The sequence below is a fragment of the Bacillus sp. mrc49 genome (assembly GCF_002803435.1).
Genome location: NZ_PHNG01000789.1, coordinates 1 through 21,250, shown reverse-complemented (window position 1 = coordinate 21,250; position 21,250 = coordinate 1). Strand labels below are relative to the sequence as shown.

The following is a 21,250-nucleotide window of genomic DNA, read 5'->3' as shown; positions in this document are numbered from 1 at the left end:
TGTCAGGTGGGCAGTTTGACTGGGGCGGTCGCCTCCTAAAGAGTAACGGAGGCGCCCAAAGGTTCCCTCAGAATGGTTGGAAATCATTCGTAGAGTGTAAAGGCACAAGGGAGCTTGACTGCGAGACCTACAAGTCGAGCAGGGACGAAAGTCGGGCTTAGTGATCCGGTGGTTCCGCATGGAAGGGCCATCGCTCAACGGATAAAAGCTACCCCGGGGATAACAGGCTTATCTCCCCCAAGAGTCCACATCGACGGGGAGGTTTGGCACCTCGATGTCGGCTCATCGCATCCTGGGGCTGTAGTCGGTCCCAAGGGTTGGGCTGTTCGCCCATTAAAGCGGTACGCGAGCTGGGTTCAGAACGTCGTGAGACAGTTCGGTCCCTATCCGTCGCGGGCGCAGGAAATTTGAGAGGAGCTGTCCTTAGTACGAGAGGACCGGGATGGACGCACCGCTGGTGTACCAGTTGTCTTGCCAAAGGCATAGCTGGGTAGCTACGTGCGGACGGGATAAGTGCTGAAAGCATCTAAGCATGAAGCCCCCCTCAAGATGAGATTTCCCATGGCGCAAGCTAGTAAGATCCCTGAAAGATGATCAGGTTGATAGGTCAGAGGTGGAAGCGTGGCGACATGTGGAGCTGACTGATACTAATAGATCGAGGACTTAACCAACGCTTTAAAAAATGAAATACCTTCTTATTATCTAGTTTTGAAGGAATGAAAATTTCTTCTTGCATTTCAAAACCATATATGTTATGATAAGAAATGTACTGAAAAAGATTATATGTTTGGTGGCGATAGCGAAGAGGTCACACCCGTTCCCATTCCGAACACGGCAGTTAAGCTCTTCAGCGCCGATGGTAGTTGGGGGTTTCCCCCTGTGAGAGTAGGACGCCGCCAAGCTGTAATCAGTTTCATAAAGCATCATTTATACCGTCGCGGGGTGGAGCAGTCCGGTAGCTCGTCGGGCTCATAACCCGAAGGTCGCAGGTTCAAATCCTGTCCCCGCAATCATGAAAAAAACGAAACTTATGTTTCGTTTTTTTGTTTTATCCATAATGCGAATAATAAGACCTTAACTTATTTGTTTCTTCTTTTGAAACAAGGTAAACTACATATAGAGCTCTTTGACTATCGTGTTAAATATCGTTTCTGGTTCACATCAAGACCCGGATGATGATTTTGCTAATAATGATAAAAGGTGATTGATATATGCAGCATGTTGAATGGATTTCACAAAATGAAGAAGAAACGGCGCAGTTTGCCCAGAAGCTGGCCCAAAGGCTTTCAAGCCGTGATGTATTGGCCCTGGAAGGCGACTTGGGTGCAGGGAAAACGGCATTTACCAAAGGCCTGGCCAAAGGGTTAGGCGTTTCCAGAACGGTAAACAGCCCAACTTTTACGATTATAAAGGAATACATGGGCCGATTGCCTTTATTTCATATGGATGTATACCGGGTTAGTGAATCCGAAGAAGATTTAGGATTCGATGAATATTTTGAAGGTGATGGTGTGACTGTCGTTGAATGGGCACATATAATAAAGGATCAGCTTCCAGATGAAATCTTGACCATCTATATTTATCGTCTCGGTGATACTAGCAGGCGGATTGTCCTGGAACCTAAAGGTGACCGGTATGTAAAGTTATGTAAGGAGATTATTTGATGAAAGTTTTAGCGATAGATACATCCAACTTCACATTAGGGGTCGCCCTTGTGGATGGCAATCAGGTAATTGGAGAGTACACGACAAATTTGAAGAAGAATCATTCAGTTCGGGTCATGCCGGCCATTGAAACGCTGCTTAAGGATTGTGACACGGCTCCAAAGGAATTGACCAAGATAGTGGTCGCCAAGGGGCCAGGCTCTTACACAGGCGTAAGGATTGGTGTGACGATCGCCAAAACTTTGGCCTGGACGCTTCAAATACCGTTATCAGGCGTTTCGAGTCTGGAAGCGCTGGCCGCTAATGGACGCCATTTTAATGGGCTGATTTCTCCCTTGTTCGATGCAAGAAGGGGGCAGATTTATACCGGGCTATATGAAATGGACAATAATCTGTTAAAAACGGTGATGGAAGATTGTAATATCCTATCCTCTGAATGGGCGAAACGATTGAAGGGATTGGACCGTCCCATTTTATTTGTTGGCCAAGATGCAGATATCCATCGGGAGGCAATCACGGACTCACTGGGCGAATTAGCCGTATTTGCCCCGATACAGTCCTTCAACTCAAGACCAAGCGAACTGGCTTTCCTTGGCCTTGACAAGACGGAAGAGGATATTCACAAGTTTGTACCGAACTATATACGCATGGCGGAAGCAGAAGCTAAGTGGCTTGAACAGCAGGGGAAATAAAAAAGAAAGCGACCGATTATTATGAGTAAAACAATGACGTTCCGAAAGATGAAAACGGAAGATATCGACCAAGTGCTGCACGTGGAAACACAGTCCTTTACTCTGCCTTGGAGCCGGGAAGCTTTTTATAATGAATTGAATCATAATCAATATGCCGTATACATGGTAATAGAGGACGAGGGGAAAATTGCGGGTTATTGCGGTGCTTGGATCGTCATCGATGAATCGCACATCACCAATATTGCCATTCTACCCGAATATCGAGGGCAAAAGCTTGGGGAAGCCTTGCTCAGGAAGATGGTTGAGATCTCCCTTGCCATGGGTGTGGTGAGGATGACTCTTGAAGTTCGTGTCAGTAATGTGGTGGCCATTTCACTTTATGAAAAGCTAGGTTTTCAAAAGGGTGGAATCCGGAAAAATTATTATACAGATAATCTAGAAGATGCTTATGTTATGTGGGTGAATTTTGCATGAAAACAGATCAACTTATATTAGGAATTGAAACGAGCTGTGATGAAACCGCGGCTGCGGTCATCAAAAATGGAACAGAGATAGTAAGCAATGTCGTGGCTTCACAAATAGAAAGCCATAAACGTTTTGGCGGGGTCGTCCCTGAAATAGCCTCGCGTCATCACGTGGAGCAAATTACGATTGTACTTGAAGAAGCCCTGCTCCAGGCAGGTGTGGGCTATGAAGATTTGGATGCCATAGCTGTTACTGAGGGCCCTGGTCTGGTAGGGGCTCTCCTGATAGGTGTGAATGCGGCTAAAGCGGTGGCTTTCGCCCATGGAATCCCGATTGTCGGGACACATCATATTGCCGGCCATATTTATGCGAATCGGCTTATTCAGGAAATTGAGTACCCTGCACTATCTTTGGTCGTTTCAGGCGGCCATACCGAATTGGTCCTTTTGGAAGAACCGGGCTCCTTCAAGGTGATAGGGGAGACGCGTGATGATGCAGCAGGTGAGGCCTATGATAAAGTGGCGCGGACCTTGGGGCTTCCTTATCCAGGCGGTCCGCATATCGATAGGCTTGCCCAAATGGGTTCACCTTCATTGAAGCTTCCGCGGGCGTGGCTGGAAGGCAGCTATGACTTTTCCTTCAGTGGATTGAAATCTGCCGTGATCAATACTTTGCATAATGCAGAACAGCGCGGGGAAAAGATTGAACCTGAAGATTTGGCTGCCAGCTTCCAGGCGAGCGTAATAGAAGTTCTCGTCGTGAAGGCTGTGAAGGCTGCCAAAGAGTACAACGTTAAACAGGTATTGCTTGCAGGGGGAGTTGCTGCGAATAAGGGGCTAAGGGAAGCGTTAACGGAGGCATTTTCGGAGTTGCCTATCGATCTATCCATCCCTCCCCTTTATCTTTGCACGGACAATGCGGCGATGATCGGTGCTGCTGGAAGTGTAATGTTCGAAAAGGGTAAACGCTCCGGAATGGATTTGAACGGAAATCCTGGATTGGATATAGAAATGTTTTAAAGAATGAGAAGACAGGATCCCCATCGAGGGATCCTTTTTTTGCCCTGTTTTATTAAAAATAGAATATTCTGTGGATAATTTTTTTCGGAAATCAAACGGCATGTGTATAAACAGGTGTTTATGTGGATAAGTGAATATGTTTCTGTGGATAATGTGCATAACTCAAATTATTCGCTAGTGAATGGTGATTGTTTTGTGAACAAGTTTGTGGATAACTTTAATTGTTCTTTTCATTCAAAAAGAAAAGACCGAGTCATCAGACTCTGGTCTTTTGTCATTCTTCCAATTCCGCCCATTCCTCGAGAAGCTGGTCCAATGTTTCTTGAGCTTGATCGAGCTTTGTTTGGACCTCCATCACTTTTTCGTGGTCCTGAAATACATTTGGGTCGCAAAGGAGTTCATTGTATTCGTTTATTTCGGCTTCAAGCTGCTCCATGGCCGCCTCGATTTCCTCTATCCGCCGCTTTCTCTGACGTTCAGCCTTTTTAGCTTCCTTATCAATTTTGTAATTCGTTTTTTCGACAGCCACATCTACGATTTTCGCTTGATTTTCCTGTTCAAGCGCCTTGATCTCCGCTTGCTCTTGTTTTTTCTCTACATAATAATCATAATCACCAAGGAATTCCTCATTGCCTTCCTTGGAGAGCTCGATGACCTTGGTGGCAATTCTATTTATGAAATAACGGTCATGTGAGACGAAAAGTATCGTTCCCGGATAATCGATCAACGCATTTTCGAGCACCAATTTACTGTCGAGATCCAAATGGTTCGTGGGCTCATCCAGTATCAAGAAATTCCCTTTCTCCATCATCATCTTGGCCAGCGCCAGCCGGGCCTTTTCCCCGCCGCTTAAAGTGGACACGGTTTTCAAAACATCGTCCCCGCTAAAAAGGAAATTCCCGAGAACCGTGCGGATATCCTTTTCCGGTTTAAGGGGATAGTCATCCCATAATTCATTGAGTACGCGCTTATTGGAAATAAGGTTGGCTTGTTCTTGATCGTAGTAGCTGACCTCGACGTTCGTTCCGAAACGGAAAGATCCGGCACGTGCAGGCAGCTTGGATATGATCGTCTTCAGTAATGTCGATTTTCCAACCCCGTTCGGACCGACTAGCGCTATGCTTTCGCCTTTCGTCATCCGTGAGTTAATGTTTTTGGAGACCGTTTCATCTTCGTAACCGATGGCCAAATCCTGAAGGTGGAGCACTTCGTTTCCGCTTTGCTTCTCAATCTGGAATGAAAAATTGGCGGATTTCTCATCACCTTGCGGCTTGTCCAGCACATCCATCTTTTCAAGCTGTTTGCGCCTGCTTTGCGCCCTTTTCGTGGTCGAAGCCCTTGTGATGTTCCGTTGGACAAAGTCGCGGAGCTTTTCGATTTCCCCCTGTTGTTTCTCGAACAGCTTCATGTCCCGCTCATAATCCTCGGCTTTTCCCTCTAGGTAGGAACTATAATTTCCATAGTACTTTTTCATATTATTGCGGGAAATTTCATAGACCTGATTGACCACTTTATCTAGGAAATAACGGTCATGGGAAACGATGAGGACAGCGCCTTGATAGCTTTGTAAATATTGTTCAAGCCATGAGAGGGTTTCGATATCCAAATGGTTAGTCGGCTCATCGAGTATCAATATATCCGGTTTCCTTAGCAACAGCTTCCCTAGAGCAAGCCTCGTTTTTTGGCCGCCGCTCAATGTGGAAATCAGGGTAGAGTAGTCAAAGTCTGCAAACTGAAGGCCATGCAATACGGAACGGATATCCGCTTCATACTGATAACCGCCCTTTTCCTTGAATGCGACCATCAGTGCGTCATATTCATTGAGAACCTTTTGGTACACGGCTTCATTTCCAAAGATATCAGGCTTGGCCATATCCGCTTCAAGGCGGCGCAGCTCCTTCTCTTGATCCATAAGATCCTTGAATACGGTCAGCATCTCATCCCAGATGGATAGCTCGGATTCAAGGCCGGTATCCTGTGCCATGTAGCCGATCGTGACACCTTTTGGCTTGATGATTTCACCGCCATCATGCGATAGCTGGCCGGCTATGATTTTCAGCAATGTGGATTTCCCCGCACCATTCCGCCCGACAAGTGCAATTCGATCTTTATTCTGAACTTCGAGCTTCATATTTGATAAAATAAGTTCAGCTCCGTAATATTTTGATAGTTGATTGATTTGTAATAAAATCATAGTTTCACCTCAATTGATTATTGTTAGTGTAACGTATTATAGTTATTATCGGCAATAGCTTGGTTCCGGGCCAAACAAGCTGTTACATAAAGTGGAATAATAGTGTATTATTTAGGAGGGGTTATTTAATGGCAGACTTGACGCATTTCAATGATCAAGGCAGGGCAAAAATGGTCGATGTGAGTGCCAAGCCGGAAACGACCCGGACGGCCACGGCTCGATCGAGCATTATGGTGAACGATGAAATATATGAAGCGATCACCAACCAGAAAATGAAAAAGGGTGATGTTCTGGCTGTCGCCCAAGTTGCGGGGATCATGGCCAGCAAGAATACGTCCAATATCATCCCGATGTGCCATCCCATTGCACTGCAGGGTGTCAATATAGCCTTTGATTGGGAAAAGGAACCAAAGGGATATAAACTTGGGATTGAAACGGAAGCCAAGACCAAAGGGAGTACAGGTGTGGAAATGGAAGCGTTAACAGCTGCATCCGTGACTGCCCTTACTGTATATGATATGTGTAAGGCCTTGGATAAGGGTATGGTAATCGGGCCTACATTCTTAGTCGAGAAAACCGGTGGAGTATCCAGCAGCGATTATAGAAGACAAGTAAATCAAACAAATAGAGATTGAAAAGCATGTGTGAAGGCGGGGAAGAATGATGAACCATGACCCAAAGATACCGCAGGCAACTGCAAAAAGGTTGCCACTGTACTATCGATTTTTAAAGAACTTACACTCCTCAGGAAAACAAAGAGTTTCCTCGGCAGAGCTAAGCGAAGCTGTAAAAGTGGATTCTGCCACCATTCGCCGCGATTTTTCCTACTTTGGCGCGCTTGGGAAAAAAGGCTACGGCTACAATGTCAATTATTTATTATCCTTCTTCAGGAAAACCCTGGATCAAGATGAGCTGACGAAAGTCGCTTTGATCGGGGTAGGGAATTTAGGGACTGCGTTCTTGAATTACAATTTCATAAAAAATAATAATACAAAGATCGAAATGGCATTTGAAGTTTCTGAAGACAAGGTAGGGAAGCAAATAGCCGATGTGCCGATTTATCATATGGACCAAATCGATACACTATTGCAGGAAAATAATATCACGGCTGCTATATTGACAGTCCCTGCACAAGTGGCCCAGACGATTACCGATCGCCTGGTCAAAGCGGACATTAAAGGGATATTGAATTTCACCCCTGCGCGGCTGACGGTGCCGCCATCCATAAGGGTGCACCACATTGACCTTGCCGTGGAGCTCCAATCGCTCATCTACTTTTTGAAGCATTATCCGGTAGTGGAGGAAGCGGCATTAGAAGAATGAAAAAACGCTGCACATTTGCAGCGTTTTTTTTATTTTTTCTTATTTTTTTGCGCTGCCTTGATCTTAAAATGGATCATGATCATCCGTAAGCCCGATCCAAAATCAAGCGTCGCGATAAGGACAAGTATGTAGGCGAAGATGCCCCATCCTGACGAATTGACGGTTTGGACCGCAATTGCCGTAAAAAGGACACCTAAGCCTGCATAGATGATTCCGATGAACAAGGGTGACTGTCGTTTCATAATAAACCTCCGATGAAGGCTTGAGCAGTATCCAGCATCTTCTCAATTTGCTCGCGATTCACGACTTGAAAGATGACAACAAGCGTATTCATCGCAATATGTGCGCTCATGGACACGAGGATGCGGCCAGTTTTCGCATAAAGAAAAGCAAAGGTAAAGCCCATTGCCGTATATAAAAGCAGATGCTCCAATTCACCATGCGCCAAGCCGAAAATAACCGAGCTAAGTACAGCGGAAATGAAGAAGTTAAAGCGTTTATGAAGTGATCCGAAAATGATCTTCCGGAAAATGATTTCTTCCATGATTGGTCCGAGTACTGAAGTGACGAATATGACCATGGGGACTTGGGAAATGATTGCAATGAGTTGCTGCGTATTTTCCGATTCAGGCTCCACACCAAGATTTTGTTCAATGATCCCAGCAACAGCTTGAGCAGCCAGGGCCAAGAACACACCGCCTATCGCCCACAATATCGATTCGGAAACGGGAGCTTGGTTGCTTGTGTCCATCTTTTCCTTCATATCTTTTCTCATTAAAAAAAGAATCAAGGCTAATGCAACGAAAAAGCTGAATACGATCCAGTATGCTGCAGACTTTTGCTCAAGTTCATCAGCAGGCATTCCGGTTGAAGTCCCTATCAGCATGAAGATGGGTACCCCGACAATACTGGATAATTGCATGGCAATGTAAGTGATGATGACGAACCAATATTCTTTTTTCAAAAATGAAAACTCCTTTTATTTAGTCGCCCATTTCGCCTGAAAACGTTCCTGACAGGGGGACAATCGATAAACGCATACTCCAAAATGGTATCAAATAATGAGGAAGAACACCACTCAAAGGTACCCCTGCAAAAACATTTCCGTATCTAATCATTATGTTAATGTAGTATACCCGGAATTTATCAGAAATTAATAAAAAATTTTCGATAAGATACTTGCAAAAAAGGCTCGGTTTATTTAATATTATAAATGTGTTAGCACTCGATGATGAAGAGTGCTAATAATCATGAAGCACATTATCAAGAGAATATGAGGAGGTTGTTTCACTTGTTAAAACCATTAGGTGATCGCGTTATTATTGAACTAGTTCAATCTGAAGAGAAAACGGCAAGCGGTATTGTTCTTCCTGATACTGCAAAAGAAAAGCCACAAGAAGGTAAGGTAGTAGCAGTCGGTACTGGCCGTGTCCTTGAAAATGGCGAACGTGTTGCTTTAGAGGTTGCCCAAGGCGATCTAATTATCTTCTCAAAATATGCAGGTACTGAAGTTAAATACGAAAATACTGAATACTTAATTTTACGTGAAAGCGACATTTTGGCTGTAATCGGCTAATTATACATCATACTTAACTGAACGAAAAATTTTCTTAAAATTTTAGGGAGGTACTTAAAAATGGCTAAAGAAATCAAATTTAGTGAAGAAGCACGCCGCTCCATGCTTCGTGGTGTGGACGCACTTGCAGATGCAGTGAAAGTAACGCTTGGACCAAAAGGTCGTAACGTGGTTCTTGAGAAAAAATTCGGTTCACCGCTTATCACGAATGACGGTGTGACGATCGCTAAAGAAATCGAATTGGAAGATGCATTCGAAAACATGGGTGCGAAATTGGTTGCTGAAGTAGCAAGCAAAACGAACGACGTAGCTGGTGACGGCACGACGACTGCAACGGTCCTAGCGCAAGCGATGATCCGTGAAGGTTTGAAAAACGTTACAGCTGGTGCGAACCCAATGGGTATCCGCAAAGGGATCGAGAAAGCGGTCAACTCTGCCATCGCAGAATTGAAAGCCATTTCCCAACCTGTCGAAAACAAAGAATCGATTGCACAAGTTGCTGCCATCTCTTCAGCTGATGAAGAAGTGGGCCAACTGATTGCCGAAGCGATGGAGCGCGTTGGCAACGACGGCGTCATCACTATCGAAGAGTCCAAAGGTTTCACGACGGAATTGGACGTAGTAGAAGGTATGCAGTTCGATCGCGGATATGCCTCTCCTTACATGGTTACTGATTCAGATAAAATGGAAGCAGTCCTTGAAAATCCATATATCTTGATCACTGACAAAAAGATCACGAATATCCAAGAAATCCTTCCTGTACTTGAGCAAGTCGTACAACAAGGGAAACCGCTATTATTGATCGCTGAAGATGTAGAAGGCGAAGCGCTTGCAACTCTTGTTGTGAACAAACTTCGTGGAACATTCAATGCAGTTGCGGTTAAAGCTCCTGGTTTCGGTGACCGTCGTAAAGCAATGCTTGAAGACATCGCAGCTCTTACAGGCGGCGAAGTAATCACTGAAGAAATCGGACTTGACCTTAAATCTGCAACAATCGAATCTTTAGGACGTGCCTCTAAAGTGGTTGTTACAAAAGAAAACACAACGATCGTTGAAGGATCTGGAGATACAGCGCAAATCCAAGCTCGTGTAAACCAAATCCGTGTTCAATTGGAAGAAACGACTTCTGAATTCGACCGTGAAAAATTACAAGAACGCCTTGCTAAATTAGCTGGCGGTGTAGCGGTAATCAAAGTCGGTGCAGCTACAGAAACAGAATTAAAAGAACGTAAACTTCGTATTGAAGATGCATTGAACTCCACTCGTGCCGCTGTTGAAGAAGGTATCGTAGCCGGTGGTGGTACAGCACTTCTTAACGTATACAATAAAATCGCTGAAATCCAAGCGGAAGGCGACGTAGCAACAGGCGTGAAAATCGTCCTTCGTGCAATCGAAGAGCCTGTACGCCAAATCGCTCACAACGCTGGACTTGAAGGCTCTGTAATCGTTGAACGCCTAAAAGGCGAAGCGGTAGGCACTGGCTTCAACGCAGCTACTGGCGAATGGGTCAACATGATCGCATCCGGTATCGTCGATCCAACTAAAGTAACTCGTTCAGCTCTACAAAACGCTGGATCAGTTGCAGCCATGTTCCTAACAACAGAAGCTGTTGTTGCTGACAAACCAGAACCAGCAGGCGCTGGCGGCATGGGCATGCCTGACATGGGCGGCATGGGTGGAATGGGCGGCATGATGTAATCTTCGCTTAAATCCCTTAATACAGGGATTTAACGAGGATTCAGAATGAATGCTCACCAATCATGTGAACATCTTTAAATTTAAAGGCCTCCCACGGTTTACTGTGGGAGGCCTTTTTTTTGTTATCAGTCATATGAGCATGGATAATCATCGTTGTTTGAATATCCGTATGTCCTAATCGTTGTTGAATTTCTTTCAAACCCACCCCTGCTTCGATCAGTAAGGATGTATGCGTATGCCTAGTTCCACATAGCATTTGGGTTCAGCTACTAAATCATCTGGAAAACAAGAAAAACCTTACTGATCTCTACGCTGCCATATATCCAAGGAGGGCTTTTTTATATGAATAACTGTTGAACGTAGGATTGTGATACGTGGATCATAAAACGTTCTTTAGAAAATGTTTTGGCTTGAGTGGGAAGTATTTCTGAAAGGATAAAAGGAAAAGCGGGGAACCCTGAATTATCAGTATTTTTCCCGCTTTTCCTTTTATATTTGAGTTACATATAATCATAAACAGAGTCATCGAAATAGAGCCAGTGATAATATTCAATCTGTGAATCCGTCATCTTGGAAATATCTTTCTCATTGAACTTTTGTTGCTCAATTAATTTCTGCGCTTTGGAATTTCCTTCTACTTGGCTCATCTTAAATCCTCCTTATAATATGAGAAGTAACGAAGTATTTAAATATTGAAAACGCTTTCTTTTTTATCTTATTTTTATTATATATATCAATGTTAGATTAAACAAATATCAAATATAGATGAATTTTAAGGAAACAATATAGAAATGGTATTTATCTATTTACTTTGAAGGAGTTAATGAGACAAGGTCGAAATTCTAATGCCTGAATTTAGTTAAGGAGTAGGGATTTGATTCAAAGGTGCCGAATGGATGCCGAAAATGTTATTATTTTAAATTTTTGAGTGAATATCTTAGTTTAGAACATATGTTTTGTTATGTGCTTTAATTAAGGTTAAATTGTATGATGTTATAATGTAAGACTTCACAATCTATGGGCGGCATGATGTAATTATTGCTTAAATCCCTTAATATAGCGATTTAACGAGGGTTAATGGAAGCATTATCTGAATCGGCAGTTTTCTTTGCAATCTATTTCGTTGTCTCATCTATATGAGTAGAGTTTGATGTATCAGGATTAAAGGTATTGAACCCATTCAAATCAATAAAATGAGCAATTGGATCCTTATCTTTGTCAGCTATAATGAGGTTAAAGCCAGATAAGTTGTTTTTTATTTTCTCCAATTCTTTTGTCGTTAAATCGATGTTTATTTTGAATGGAGTTTGATATGTAGTTTTGTGATCTTTAGGCTGCTCTGCCAACACTGATTCACTGGTTGTCTTATGAAAAATATCGTATACTGCTTCAGGGTACTCCAGTGAAAAGTACATCTTTTGGGTGTTTTTCTGTAAGATTTCGTATATGTCCAGATCTATTTCGTAATTCATAAGAAAAGTTAATTCCGTATTCTCAGGAATATAATTCATTTCAAACTTTGTGATGCTAAACTTAGGGGGAAGCAGCTTGTTTTCTAATGATTTGTTTTTTTGATTCGATGAGTTATTCTGTTTAGTCTCAATTGGATCATTAACATTTTTTTCACTTGTCTTTTCTGTAGTACTGCACCCCATTAGAAGGAACATACAAATAATAAAAGGACAAGTATATTTTGCAAGCATATTTTTAGCACCTCTTTATATTCGTGATAAATAAAGACATAAAGGAAAATTCCCGAAATATCTTTATTTTTTAACTGTATCGCGCCTGTGTTGCATAAGGGTATCTACCGGTTGTTTGTCATTGCATTTGATAAAACCTACATAACCGAATATATCTATTTTTTGTTTTTCACTTCATTGTTAACGGTATTTTAAATACTAGGAATAATCAATGTTTAATTTATTTTTTATTAATAACTTTTGAAATGCTAGTAGCAAAAACTTATAAATTAATGTTAATAATGTTTTTTAGGGAGGAAAGGGGTTTTAGTCAGGATGATTTTTTTAAGAAATGTTCAAGCTGCAGATTTAGAACGTCTTTTACTTATTGAGAATGAAGGGTTTTCCATGGAAGAAGCAGCCACAAGGGAAGCGTTTGTGGACAGGATCACTCTGATATCCGACACCTTTATTGTGGCAGAAAAGGAAGGGGAAATCCTTGGTTATATTAATGGTCCCATCATTGATCAGCCTTATATAACGGATGATCTTTTTGAGGAAATCAAAGAGAATCCGAAAAGTGGAGGATATCAGAGCATCCTAGGGTTAGCTGTGTCCAAGAATGCCAGGCAGCAAGGAATTGCGAAGACTTTAATGGAGAAAATGGAATCACTTGTAGAAGAACATGACAGAAAGGGAATCACTTTAACTTGTAAACAGGAATTAGTTCCTTTCTATGAAAAATTGGGATTTGTTAGCCATGGCCTATCTGGATCGCAACATGGGGGAGCCAGCTGGTTCAACTTGGTCAAATTTAGAGAGGATAAGAATTGATTCGTACAGGTGCGTCCGTATTAAAGATTAGCCAGTGGGGCGAAAGGTGAAAACACTCGATCTATGCGTATCGGTTTTGACTATTTAAACCCTTCTTTTGGTCATTAAGAATATTTTGGAATTCAAAGGTCATCAAACATGTGAATACCTTTAGTGAAAATTTTATAACTGTTGAGTGAATACAGTTTAATGCTGTATAAAAAATCTTTTTCATACTACTTTTAAAAATACATAAGCGATCTGTGCGGCAGCCGTCATGAGGCATTTATCTTTAGGAAAGCCCCTACTTGTTGAGTAGGGGCTTTTTTGATTTTAAAATATTGGTTTAACTTTATTAACTACCTCCGTTATAAATCACCTGAACAATATGGAAATGCTTATTAGATGCAAAGTTTTTTATCTGTTGGATCCATTCGTATGCTATTACTGAATTGATATCCAATCGTGGTCTGGGGTTATTTTAGATTGGAAAATTTGATTAAAGGGTTCGATATAAATGTATTAGAGATTAAATATTCAGAGACAATTAAGATCTTGAAAATAAAGGGACTATCAGTAATTAAAATCGGATTCAACTTTCCAACTTAATACAAATAGATGGAATAGGTTATTTTTTAACAAAAGTATCAGTGATTTGATATGGTGATACCCGCTTCATTAATAAAAGTTTTTCCTTTTCGTGAAATTTTTGATAAAATTTACTCTACAAAGCTAATAATTAATAATTTCCTATTGTCTGAAAATAAAAGGGATGGTATATTGTTAATATTCCTTTGAAAACGATTTCATGATATAAGCTTCTGCAAGTGCTCCTTGTTGGTCCCTTATATCGTCTGAATTATGATTGAAAGGAATTCAATGGCATGTATGAAAAAGACACGATTTTTATAATTGGTGATGCGAAGTCGTCACAAAATAACCCGATTACCATGAAATTCAGTCAATATTTTTTGGCGCTGGTAGTCGATCGAAGAGATGGCAAAATTATTGATGTGGATTGCTCGGCGACAGTGGATTTAACCATTCGCTTTGTGCAATCACTTTTTATTGGACGTCATGTGGATGATCCGTCCATTGTAGAAGATATTACCAACCGTTATTTTGGTTCTTCCCAAAAGGCGATGGTTGTCGCTTTTCAGGATGCTCTAAAGAAATATATAGCTATAACTGCTTTGTCTAAATAAACCTAGACAAAATCCAGTCTAACGATTTTTTGTTAGGCTGGATTTTTTTGTCTTTTTAAGGAGGATATATCAATGATTCAGGATGGATTCATGTATTTCAGTGTATTAGTTGCTTTTGCAGCTTTAATGGTTGCGTTTGAGAAGAAATTCAATACCAATCGCTTTTTAAAATTTATACCGGGTATTGTTCTTATTTACATCGGTTCTGCGATCATGCAAACTTGTGGTCTCTTTGCAGATAATGAGTCCACAGCGACTGTTTATTCCAGTGTAAAAGGAGCCTTGCTTCCCGCTATGCTGGCCATCATGTTATTAAAGTGTGACATACGCAGTATTATCAAACTAGGACCGCGGATGCTTGGCGGGTTTTTAGTAGCTGTTGTCAGTATTATGATTGGCTTTATCGTAGTCTATATCGCCTTTCAACACTTTTATATTAAAGATACGTGGAAGGCATTTGGAGCACTTGCAGGAAGCTGGACAGGTGGGTCAGCAAACATGGTAGCCCTTCAAGGCATATTGAAAGTGCCGGAGAATATCTTTGGTTATGCCTTAATGATGGATACAATTAATTACGCAGTTTGGGTCATGTTCATGTTTTGGCTTGTTCCATTTGCGGGAAAGTTTAATCGCTGGACAAAAGCAGATACAAGCTTTATTCAAAAAGGATTTGAGGAAGCGGCTGCAGCAAGTTCCGAAGAAAAGACTGGAGTACAATTCCAGCATATGTTGTATTTACTGGGTATTGGTTTATTCATTTCAGCTCTATCTACCTTTGCAGGTCAGCATCTTCCTGAAATAGGTGCGGTAATTAATGGGACAAGCTGGACAATCATGCTTGCTTCCGTTATCGGTTTAATTTTAGGACAAACACCAGTTGCCAAAATTCCGGGTGCATTGGATGTCTCCAATGTCATGCTATATGTTGTTGTTGCACTCATTGCCTCGCAATCGGATTTTTCAAATATTGCACAAGCACCGATTTATCTTGTTTCTGGATTCTTGATCATGTTGATCCATTTAATCATCATGCTATTGTTAGGAAAACTCTTTAAATATGATTTATTTACACTTGGCGTGGCAAGCCTTGCGAACATCGGTGGGATGGCATCAGCGCCAATGTTAGCTGCATCATATAGCCGCGCACTTATTCCAGTTGGTGTGATTATGGCATTAATCGGATCATTCCTTGGAACCTATCTGGGTATGATTCTTGCTAAAATATTAAGTATTTTCTAAAAGGGCTATAAAAAAATGGAAGGGAAATGAGTATCGTGATTATACAAGACTTACAAGTCAATCATCGTAAGGTTTCCTTGCGTGTACCCTTTAAAACCGCATTAAGAACAGCAACCGAAATCGAAAATATCGAAGTTTCATTAACGCTTGAAAATGGCATGATTGGCAAGGGGGCAGCAGCACCAACCTTCATAATTACGGGAGACTCATCAGAGGGCATAGAAGCGGCTCTAGTTGGGCCAATAAAAAATGAACTTGTGGGTGCTGATATTACTCATTTTCAAACGGTCCTTCAAAGAATCCAATCCTGCTGTGTCGGCAATACAAGTGCCAAAGCAGCTGCTGACATTGCTGTACACGATGCTTATTGCAAATTATTAAATATCCCTTTGTATGCTTTTCTTGGCGATAAAAAGAACTTGAAAACATGTATGACAGTTGGGGTGGATACACCAGAGAAAATGGCATCTGATGCCCGCAAAAGTGTTGATGATGGCTTTCAAACCTTAAAAGTGAAGGTTGGAGCAAATCCAGAGCTTGATATTGCACGTATCGAAGCCATCCGTGATGGAATACCAGAAACGATTAAGCTTCGTCTCGATGCCAACCAAGGCTGGAGACCCAAACAAGCGGTACAGCTTATCAACGAAATGGAACGAAAAAAGTTTAACATTGAATTCATCGAACAGCCTGTAGCAAGCTATGATCTGGAGGGACTTAAATTCGTCACGGAACGAGTTGGGCTTCCAATTATGGCGGATGAAAGTCTCTTTTCGACCAAAGATACGTTGAAACTTGTCGCTGGTCGATATATTGATCTACTAAACATTAAATTAATGAAATGTGGTGGAATCTCACAAGCATGGAATATTGCGAGTATCGCCGAAGCGAATGGAGTCGCTTGCATGATTGGAAGCATGATGGAACCAGCCCTTTCTGTTGGAGCTGCAGCCCATTTTGCGGCCTCACATCCAAATGTGAAATATTTTGATCTTGACGCACCGCTTTGGCTTTCGGAAAAACCGGATGTACTTATGTATCACGGGGAAGAAATTAAATTATCGGATTTGCCTGGGATTGGTCGGGTCTAAGTAGAGTAATGGAAGTTTTACTATAGCGATGTAATAGTAAATTAATTGGATAATAGTTTCAAGGCTTCAACAATTGTAAAATTAAAATAGGGGAGGACTTGGATTATGAAACGTTTCATTTTAACGATTATCGCCATTTTTCTAGTAGGATTTGGTTCGAATGTACAAGCAGACGCGAAAGAGAAAAAAATGGATGAAACCGCTTATGTTGATGTCTCAGTTTCGACACTTTGGACAGCTCCCAATATTTTACGTCCCGTTGATGAACCATCTGCTGACAACCCAGTGAATATGAGAAAATGGACGAGTGCTATGACACTTGAGCAGCAATTGCAATTATCCGCTGACGGAATGCTGGAAACTCAAGCTCTTTACGGAAATAAAGTGACAATTCTTGAAAGGCAAGGTGATTGGGTGAAAGTTGCTGTTGCGGGTCAACCAACCCCAAGAAATGATTTAGGATACCCTGGTTGGATGCCAGCATCCCAATTAACCTACAGCAAAAAGTTTGCAAAGGCAGAAAATCAACCTTTCATTATGATTACCGAACCTACAACCTTTCTTTATCCATCACCATCTTTTAAAGAAAAAAATATAGAAATTAGCTACAATACTCGCCTTCCCTATGAAGGTGAAACCAAAAATGCATATAAAGTACTCAAACCAAATGGCAAAAAGGCTTTTGTAAAAAAGGAACACGCCAAATTGTTTCACTCAACAGCTGAAATTCCTGCGCCAACAGGGGATGAATTAGTAGAAACAGGAAAAAAATTTCTTGGATTGCATTATTTATGGGCCGGCATGAGCGGCTTTGGTTTTGATTGTTCAGGATTTACCTTTACGATGTATCAATCATACGGAATTACCATACCAAGGGATTCCAGTGTCCAAGCAAAAAATGGTGTCTCAGTTGAATTTGATGATCTCCAGCCGGGGGACTTACTTTTCTTTGCTCATGATAATGGAAAAGGAAGTGTACACCATGTAGCGATGTACGCGGGAAATGGTATGATGATTCATTCGCCAAACTCAAAGAAAAATGTTGAAATCATTCCTGTTAATACTAAAGGGTATATAGAGGAATTATCAGGTGCAAGAAGGTATTTGCCTTAACAAGAAATTTGCGAAGTGTAGAGAAAGTTTTACCCTTCATCGTTCCATAAAGAGCGTGGGTGCCGCTGAAGATAACGAGTAGATTGATATTTTATGGTGTAGCACCCGACTATTTCAGTCAGGTGCTACCAATTTTTTGGCCACGAAACATTTTCGATGGTGTATGATTCATGAAAGCTCACCAAACATGTGAATATCTTCAAATTTGAGGCCTCCCGTGGTTTACTTAGGGGAGGATTTATTGTTGTTGAAAGGGAAACTTGATACATCCAGTTTCATAGAAAGACAGGCATATAGTTCCGGGAGATGAGGAAGTCCGAATTTGATTTAAGTACAATAAAGTTTTAAAGCAAACATGTTTAACAGGGTTATACAAAGTCCGTGCTATAAGTTGCGAGCTACAAAAAGAATCCTGTCACCAAGCCTATTTGAAGTGTTTCCTTCGAATACGTGCGTGCTTGTCCTACTATCAAACATATACATGCTTAAGAGCTATCTATATCTTGTAGAACATATTATAATTAAAAGAAATTATGTTATTAAAAGGCAGGCAAGCATGGATGAATAATTTTAGATTTGGAATACGCCAGAAGATTATTACTGGGTATATTGTTGTAATCATTTGTTTAATTGCGTCTATTTGGGCTGTAATGAAACAGTTAGATACGATGAACACGGAAAGAAACTTTATCGTCGAGCATGATTTCGCGGTTAGAGATATCACAAATCGAATTGAAAAAGATCTTTTAAAGCTGGAATCGGGTCAGCGAGCTTATATTATTACGGGAGAGCAGAGCTATTTAGAGCCGTATAATGAGACGCGTGCCCAATTGAGAAGTGATTACAATGCACTTAGGGAGCTTCTATCCGACAATCCGAAACAGCAAAAAGTGCTTGATTCGATTAATGAAAGCATCAAGCAATGGGTAGCGGTCGCAGGTGATCCGTTCATTAAGCTGAAGGAGCAGAACGATACAGCGGGTATTCGCGAATTTTTTAAAGAAGAACGGGGAAAAGAAGAGATCGATAACGTCTTGATCCAATTTGAAACCTTCCGAAATAAGGAAAAAGCGCTTACGGAACAACGTGCGGAGAGTTTGAACGATCAGAACCTCAATCTGAAAATTGGTCTCTTTAGCATGTTAGCCTTCGTCATCATTGCTTCTGTTGTCCTCGCGATGATTATATCCGGATCTATCCTCAAAACGTTAAAAGCGGTTGTGGCAAGCATCCGTGCAATGGCGAACGGCAGTGACTTGAGCGGGCGGATTCACGTTAAGACCAACGATGAGATTCGGGATCTTGGAGAAGCGACGAACGAACTTCTGAATTCATTTGAAGAACGGGATTGGCTGCAAACGAGTGTTACAAATGTCGTAAGTAAGAACCAAGGCATATCTTCTTTGGAGAACCTTGCGGAGACATTTCTATCCGGTGCCGCTAAAATAACGGGTTCATCATTTGGAGCTTTTTATAGTAAAGAAGGAAAAGAAAAAGGGACTAAGTTCGTAAAAAAGGCTTCCTTTGCAGATTCGGTGGAGGATGCAGGAAGAGAGAGTTTCAATCTTGGACAAGGCTTGATCGGCCAATGTGCACTTGAAAAACGAATACAAGTAATCAATGGAATGGAAGCAGACTATCAGTTGATTTCTTCTGGATTAGGAGAAACAAGGCCGAGAAGTATTCTGATCGCTCCGATCATTCATGAAGGGGAAGTCATCGCCGTATTTGAACTTGCGAGCCTTAATGAATTTACGGGACAGCATATCGCTTTTATAGACACTGTACTTGAAACATTCGGGTTAACCATCAATAGTGTCATCGATCGCATGGAGATTGCACGACTATTAACTGAATCTCAGACGATGACCGAAGAACTTCAGGCACAATCTGAAGAAATGCAGAGTCAGTCTGAGGAACTGCAGATGCAGTCAGAAGAATTACAGATGATCAATGAGCAGCTGAAAAATCGTTCACAAGAAGCGGAAGAAAAGTCAAGAGATCTTGAAATCGCAAAGAAAGATCTTGAAGAGAAGGCGAAACAGCTTACGATTAGTTCTAAATACAAATCGGAATTCCTGGCGAACATGTCTCATGAACTACGCACTCCGTTAAATAGTATTTTGATCCTATCTGAGATGCTTACTGAAAATAACACGCGTTCTCTATCAGAAGAAGAATTAGAGTTTGCTGGAGTCATTCATTCTTCTGGTCAAGACTTGTTAAACTTGATCAATGATATTCTAGATCTTTCAAAAGTTGAAGCTGGAAAGCTTGAGCTTACGCTAAGTGAAGTGAATATAAGTGAACTTCCTGCCAGTTTAGAGAGGAATTTCTCACATATTGCGAATCAGAAGGGCCTTAACTTTCATATAACTATGAGCCCGGATGTACCGACCATTTTCCAAACCGATGAGAAGCGTTTCCAGCAAATCATTAAAAATCTGCTCTCGAATGCCTTCAAGTTCACAGAGAAGGGTTCTGTATCCGTCCAAATCAAGAAAGTGCTGACGAACGTGAACTACACGGGTGTCGATTATTGGCTAGAGATTTCGGTTACGGATACGGGAATTGGCATTCCAAAAGAAACACATGCCCTGATCTTTGAAGCATTCCAACAAGGAGAAGGAGCTACGAGCAGAAAATATGGCGGTACAGGTCTAGGGTTGTCCATCAGCACTGAATTTGCAAAACTTTTAGGTGGCAGAATCCAGCTTGATAGTGAAGAAGGAAAAGGAAGTACGTTCGCTCTTCTCATTCCGAGTATTACCGAAGAAAGTATCTCCCGTGAAACATTTTTACAAGCATCCGCAGAAGTAGCAGCAACTCTTGAACAGTCTAATTCAGCAATAGCGGCAGTTCCGGAAGTGGAACATACCAAGTCAAATGAAGAATTGGCCGATGAAAATAATGTTTTCTATGGCAAGACGGTTCTAATCACCGATGATGATCACCGTAATATTTTTGCATTAAGAAGAGCTCTTGAAAGTAAAGGGATGAAGATCCTGATTGCGAATAATGGCCTTGAATGCCTGGATGTACTAGACAAAAATAAAGGGATAGACCTCATTTTGATGGATATCATGATGCCTGAGATGGATGGTTACGAAACGATGAAGCGGATTCGTGACATAAAAGAATTTGCGGATCTTCCGATTATCTCCCTGACTGCAAAGGCGATGAAAGATGACCGGAAAAAATGCCTGGAATCAGGTGCGTCAGACTATATTAGCAAACCATTGAAATTGGAACAGCTGTTTTCCGTGATGCATGTTTGGATGACAAAGTAAGTGATTTACGGTAAGTGTGCAAAATCAAGTCCATGAACTATAAGACCTAGGATGATAAGTATATTTTGATTCTTTTTCTCTCGCTTTTACCGATAATTTGCATATATTTTAAGTTGTATTTTGCAAATATAACTTAAAAAACCGAGCTACCTTCACACGAGAAGATGGAAGGATTCAGCTAAATGA

General features: G+C 41.5%; 19 protein-coding genes, 1 tRNA gene, 2 rRNA genes and 1 pseudogene. 17 read left to right on the top strand and 6 right to left on the bottom strand.

All coding sequences use genetic code 11. The features are described 5' to 3' along the window. The 7 genes from CVN76_RS25240 to tsaD all read left to right on the top strand — a co-directional run. A 23S ribosomal RNA gene (locus tag CVN76_RS25240) occupies positions 1-671 on the top strand; the annotation flags it as partial. Positions 672-786: 115 nt separating this feature from the next. Beyond that, positions 787-902 (top strand): 5S ribosomal RNA (rrf, locus tag CVN76_RS25235). A gap of 34 nt (positions 903-936) precedes the next feature. After that, a tRNA-Met gene (locus CVN76_RS25230) sits at positions 937-1,010 on the top strand. Between the two features lie 201 nt (positions 1,011-1,211). Further along, a complete protein-coding gene (gene tsaE / locus CVN76_RS25225; protein ID WP_061142101.1) occupies positions 1,212-1,664 on the top strand; it encodes a tRNA (adenosine(37)-N6)-threonylcarbamoyltransferase complex ATPase subunit type 1 TsaE in 453 nt (150 codons plus the stop codon). Then, complete coding sequence (gene tsaB, locus CVN76_RS25220) at positions 1,664-2,356, top strand: tRNA (adenosine(37)-N6)-threonylcarbamoyltransferase complex dimerization subunit type 1 TsaB (RefSeq protein ID WP_100533503.1); 693 nt, start codon at positions 1,664-1,666, stop codon at positions 2,354-2,356. The genes tsaE and tsaB overlap by 1 nt, the downstream gene beginning before the upstream one ends. A gap of 21 nt (positions 2,357-2,377) precedes the next feature. Beyond that, on the top strand, positions 2,378-2,830 hold the full coding sequence (gene rimI / locus CVN76_RS25215; protein ID WP_100533502.1) for a ribosomal protein S18-alanine N-acetyltransferase: 453 nt from the start codon (positions 2,378-2,380) through the stop codon (positions 2,828-2,830). After that, positions 2,827-3,840 carry a tRNA (adenosine(37)-N6)-threonylcarbamoyltransferase complex transferase subunit TsaD gene (gene tsaD, locus CVN76_RS25210; RefSeq protein ID WP_100533501.1) on the top strand — a complete coding sequence of 338 codons (1,014 nt, stop codon included), beginning with the start codon at positions 2,827-2,829 and terminating at the stop codon, positions 3,838-3,840. Before rimI ends, tsaD begins: the two co-directional genes overlap by 4 nt. Positions 3,841-4,114: 274 nt before the next feature. Here tsaD and CVN76_RS25205 read toward each other — a convergent pair whose 3' ends face one another. Beyond that, positions 4,115-6,034: an ABC-F family ATP-binding cassette domain-containing protein gene (locus tag CVN76_RS25205; RefSeq protein WP_100533500.1), complete on the bottom strand. Its 1,920-nt coding sequence runs from the start codon at positions 6,032-6,034 to the stop codon at positions 4,115-4,117. A gap of 128 nt (positions 6,035-6,162) precedes the next feature. Here CVN76_RS25205 and moaC point away from each other — a divergent pair, with 128 nt between their 5' ends. Further along, the gene (gene moaC / locus CVN76_RS25200) at positions 6,163-6,669 is read left to right on the top strand and encodes a cyclic pyranopterin monophosphate synthase MoaC (protein WP_100533499.1); all 507 of its coding nucleotides are present in this window, start codon (positions 6,163-6,165) and stop codon (positions 6,667-6,669) included. Between the two features lie 28 nt (positions 6,670-6,697). Beyond that, complete coding sequence (locus CVN76_RS25195; protein WP_061461200.1) at positions 6,698-7,357, top strand: redox-sensing transcriptional repressor Rex; 660 nt, start codon at positions 6,698-6,700, stop codon at positions 7,355-7,357. A 29-nt stretch (positions 7,358-7,386) separates the two neighbouring features. Here CVN76_RS25195 and CVN76_RS25190 read toward each other — a convergent pair whose 3' ends face one another. Both CVN76_RS25190 and CVN76_RS25185 read right to left on the bottom strand, forming a co-directional pair. Then, entirely contained in the window at positions 7,387-7,599 is a 213-nt protein-coding gene (locus CVN76_RS25190; RefSeq protein ID WP_061142107.1) for a YdiK family protein, read from the bottom strand. Continuing rightward, the gene (locus tag CVN76_RS25185) at positions 7,596-8,321 is read right to left on the bottom strand and encodes a CPBP family intramembrane glutamic endopeptidase (protein ID WP_061142108.1); all 726 of its coding nucleotides are present in this window, start codon (positions 8,319-8,321) and stop codon (positions 7,596-7,598) included. The genes CVN76_RS25190 and CVN76_RS25185 overlap by 4 nt, the downstream gene beginning before the upstream one ends. A 327-nt stretch (positions 8,322-8,648) precedes the next feature. Here CVN76_RS25185 and groES point away from each other — a divergent pair, with 327 nt between their 5' ends. Both groES and groL read left to right on the top strand, forming a co-directional pair. Beyond that, positions 8,649-8,933 (top strand): co-chaperone GroES, encoded by a 285-nt coding sequence (gene groES, locus CVN76_RS25180; RefSeq protein WP_061142109.1) that lies wholly within the window; start codon positions 8,649-8,651, stop codon positions 8,931-8,933. Between the two features lie 60 nt (positions 8,934-8,993). Further along, on the top strand, positions 8,994-10,631 hold the full coding sequence (groL, locus tag CVN76_RS25175) for a chaperonin GroEL (RefSeq protein ID WP_100533498.1): 1,638 nt from the start codon (positions 8,994-8,996) through the stop codon (positions 10,629-10,631). A gap of 40 nt (positions 10,632-10,671) precedes the next feature. Here groL and CVN76_RS25170 read toward each other — a convergent pair. The 3 genes and pseudogenes from CVN76_RS25170 to CVN76_RS25165 form a co-directional block, all read right to left on the bottom strand. Further along, positions 10,672-10,872 (bottom strand): annotated as a pseudogene (locus tag CVN76_RS25170) (tyrosine-type recombinase/integrase); the annotation flags it as partial. A gap of 259 nt (positions 10,873-11,131) precedes the next feature. After that, a complete protein-coding gene (locus CVN76_RS31265; RefSeq protein WP_157805798.1) occupies positions 11,132-11,278 on the bottom strand; it encodes a BH0509 family protein in 147 nt (48 codons plus the stop codon). Positions 11,279-11,746: 468 nt separating this feature from the next. Next, entirely contained in the window at positions 11,747-12,334 is a 588-nt protein-coding gene (locus CVN76_RS25165; RefSeq protein WP_100533497.1) for a hypothetical protein, read from the bottom strand. Between the two features lie 315 nt (positions 12,335-12,649). Between CVN76_RS25165 and CVN76_RS25160 the strand changes: the two genes are divergently transcribed. From CVN76_RS25160 to CVN76_RS25135, 6 genes are all read left to right on the top strand, one after another. Next, complete coding sequence (locus tag CVN76_RS25160; protein WP_100533496.1) at positions 12,650-13,147, top strand: GNAT family N-acetyltransferase; 498 nt, start codon at positions 12,650-12,652, stop codon at positions 13,145-13,147. 863 nt (positions 13,148-14,010) lie between these two features. After that, positions 14,011-14,331: a DUF3870 domain-containing protein gene (locus CVN76_RS25155; protein WP_061142132.1), complete on the top strand. Its 321-nt coding sequence runs from the start codon at positions 14,011-14,013 to the stop codon at positions 14,329-14,331. 72 nt (positions 14,332-14,403) lie between these two features. Further along, positions 14,404-15,570 carry a DUF819 family protein gene (locus CVN76_RS25150; protein WP_100533495.1) on the top strand — a complete coding sequence of 389 codons (1,167 nt, stop codon included), beginning with the start codon at positions 14,404-14,406 and terminating at the stop codon, positions 15,568-15,570. Between the two features lie 26 nt (positions 15,571-15,596). Next, complete coding sequence (locus CVN76_RS25145; RefSeq protein WP_442857605.1) at positions 15,597-16,661, top strand: dipeptide epimerase; 1,065 nt, start codon at positions 15,597-15,599, stop codon at positions 16,659-16,661. Positions 16,662-16,766: 105 nt separating this feature from the next. After that, a complete protein-coding gene (locus CVN76_RS25140) occupies positions 16,767-17,774 on the top strand; it encodes a C40 family peptidase (RefSeq protein WP_100533494.1) in 1,008 nt (335 codons plus the stop codon). A gap of 560 nt (positions 17,775-18,334) precedes the next feature. Then, complete coding sequence (locus CVN76_RS25135; protein WP_100533504.1) at positions 18,335-21,064, top strand: CHASE3 domain-containing protein; 2,730 nt, start codon at positions 18,335-18,337, stop codon at positions 21,062-21,064. Positions 21,065-21,250 lie beyond the last annotated feature (186 nt).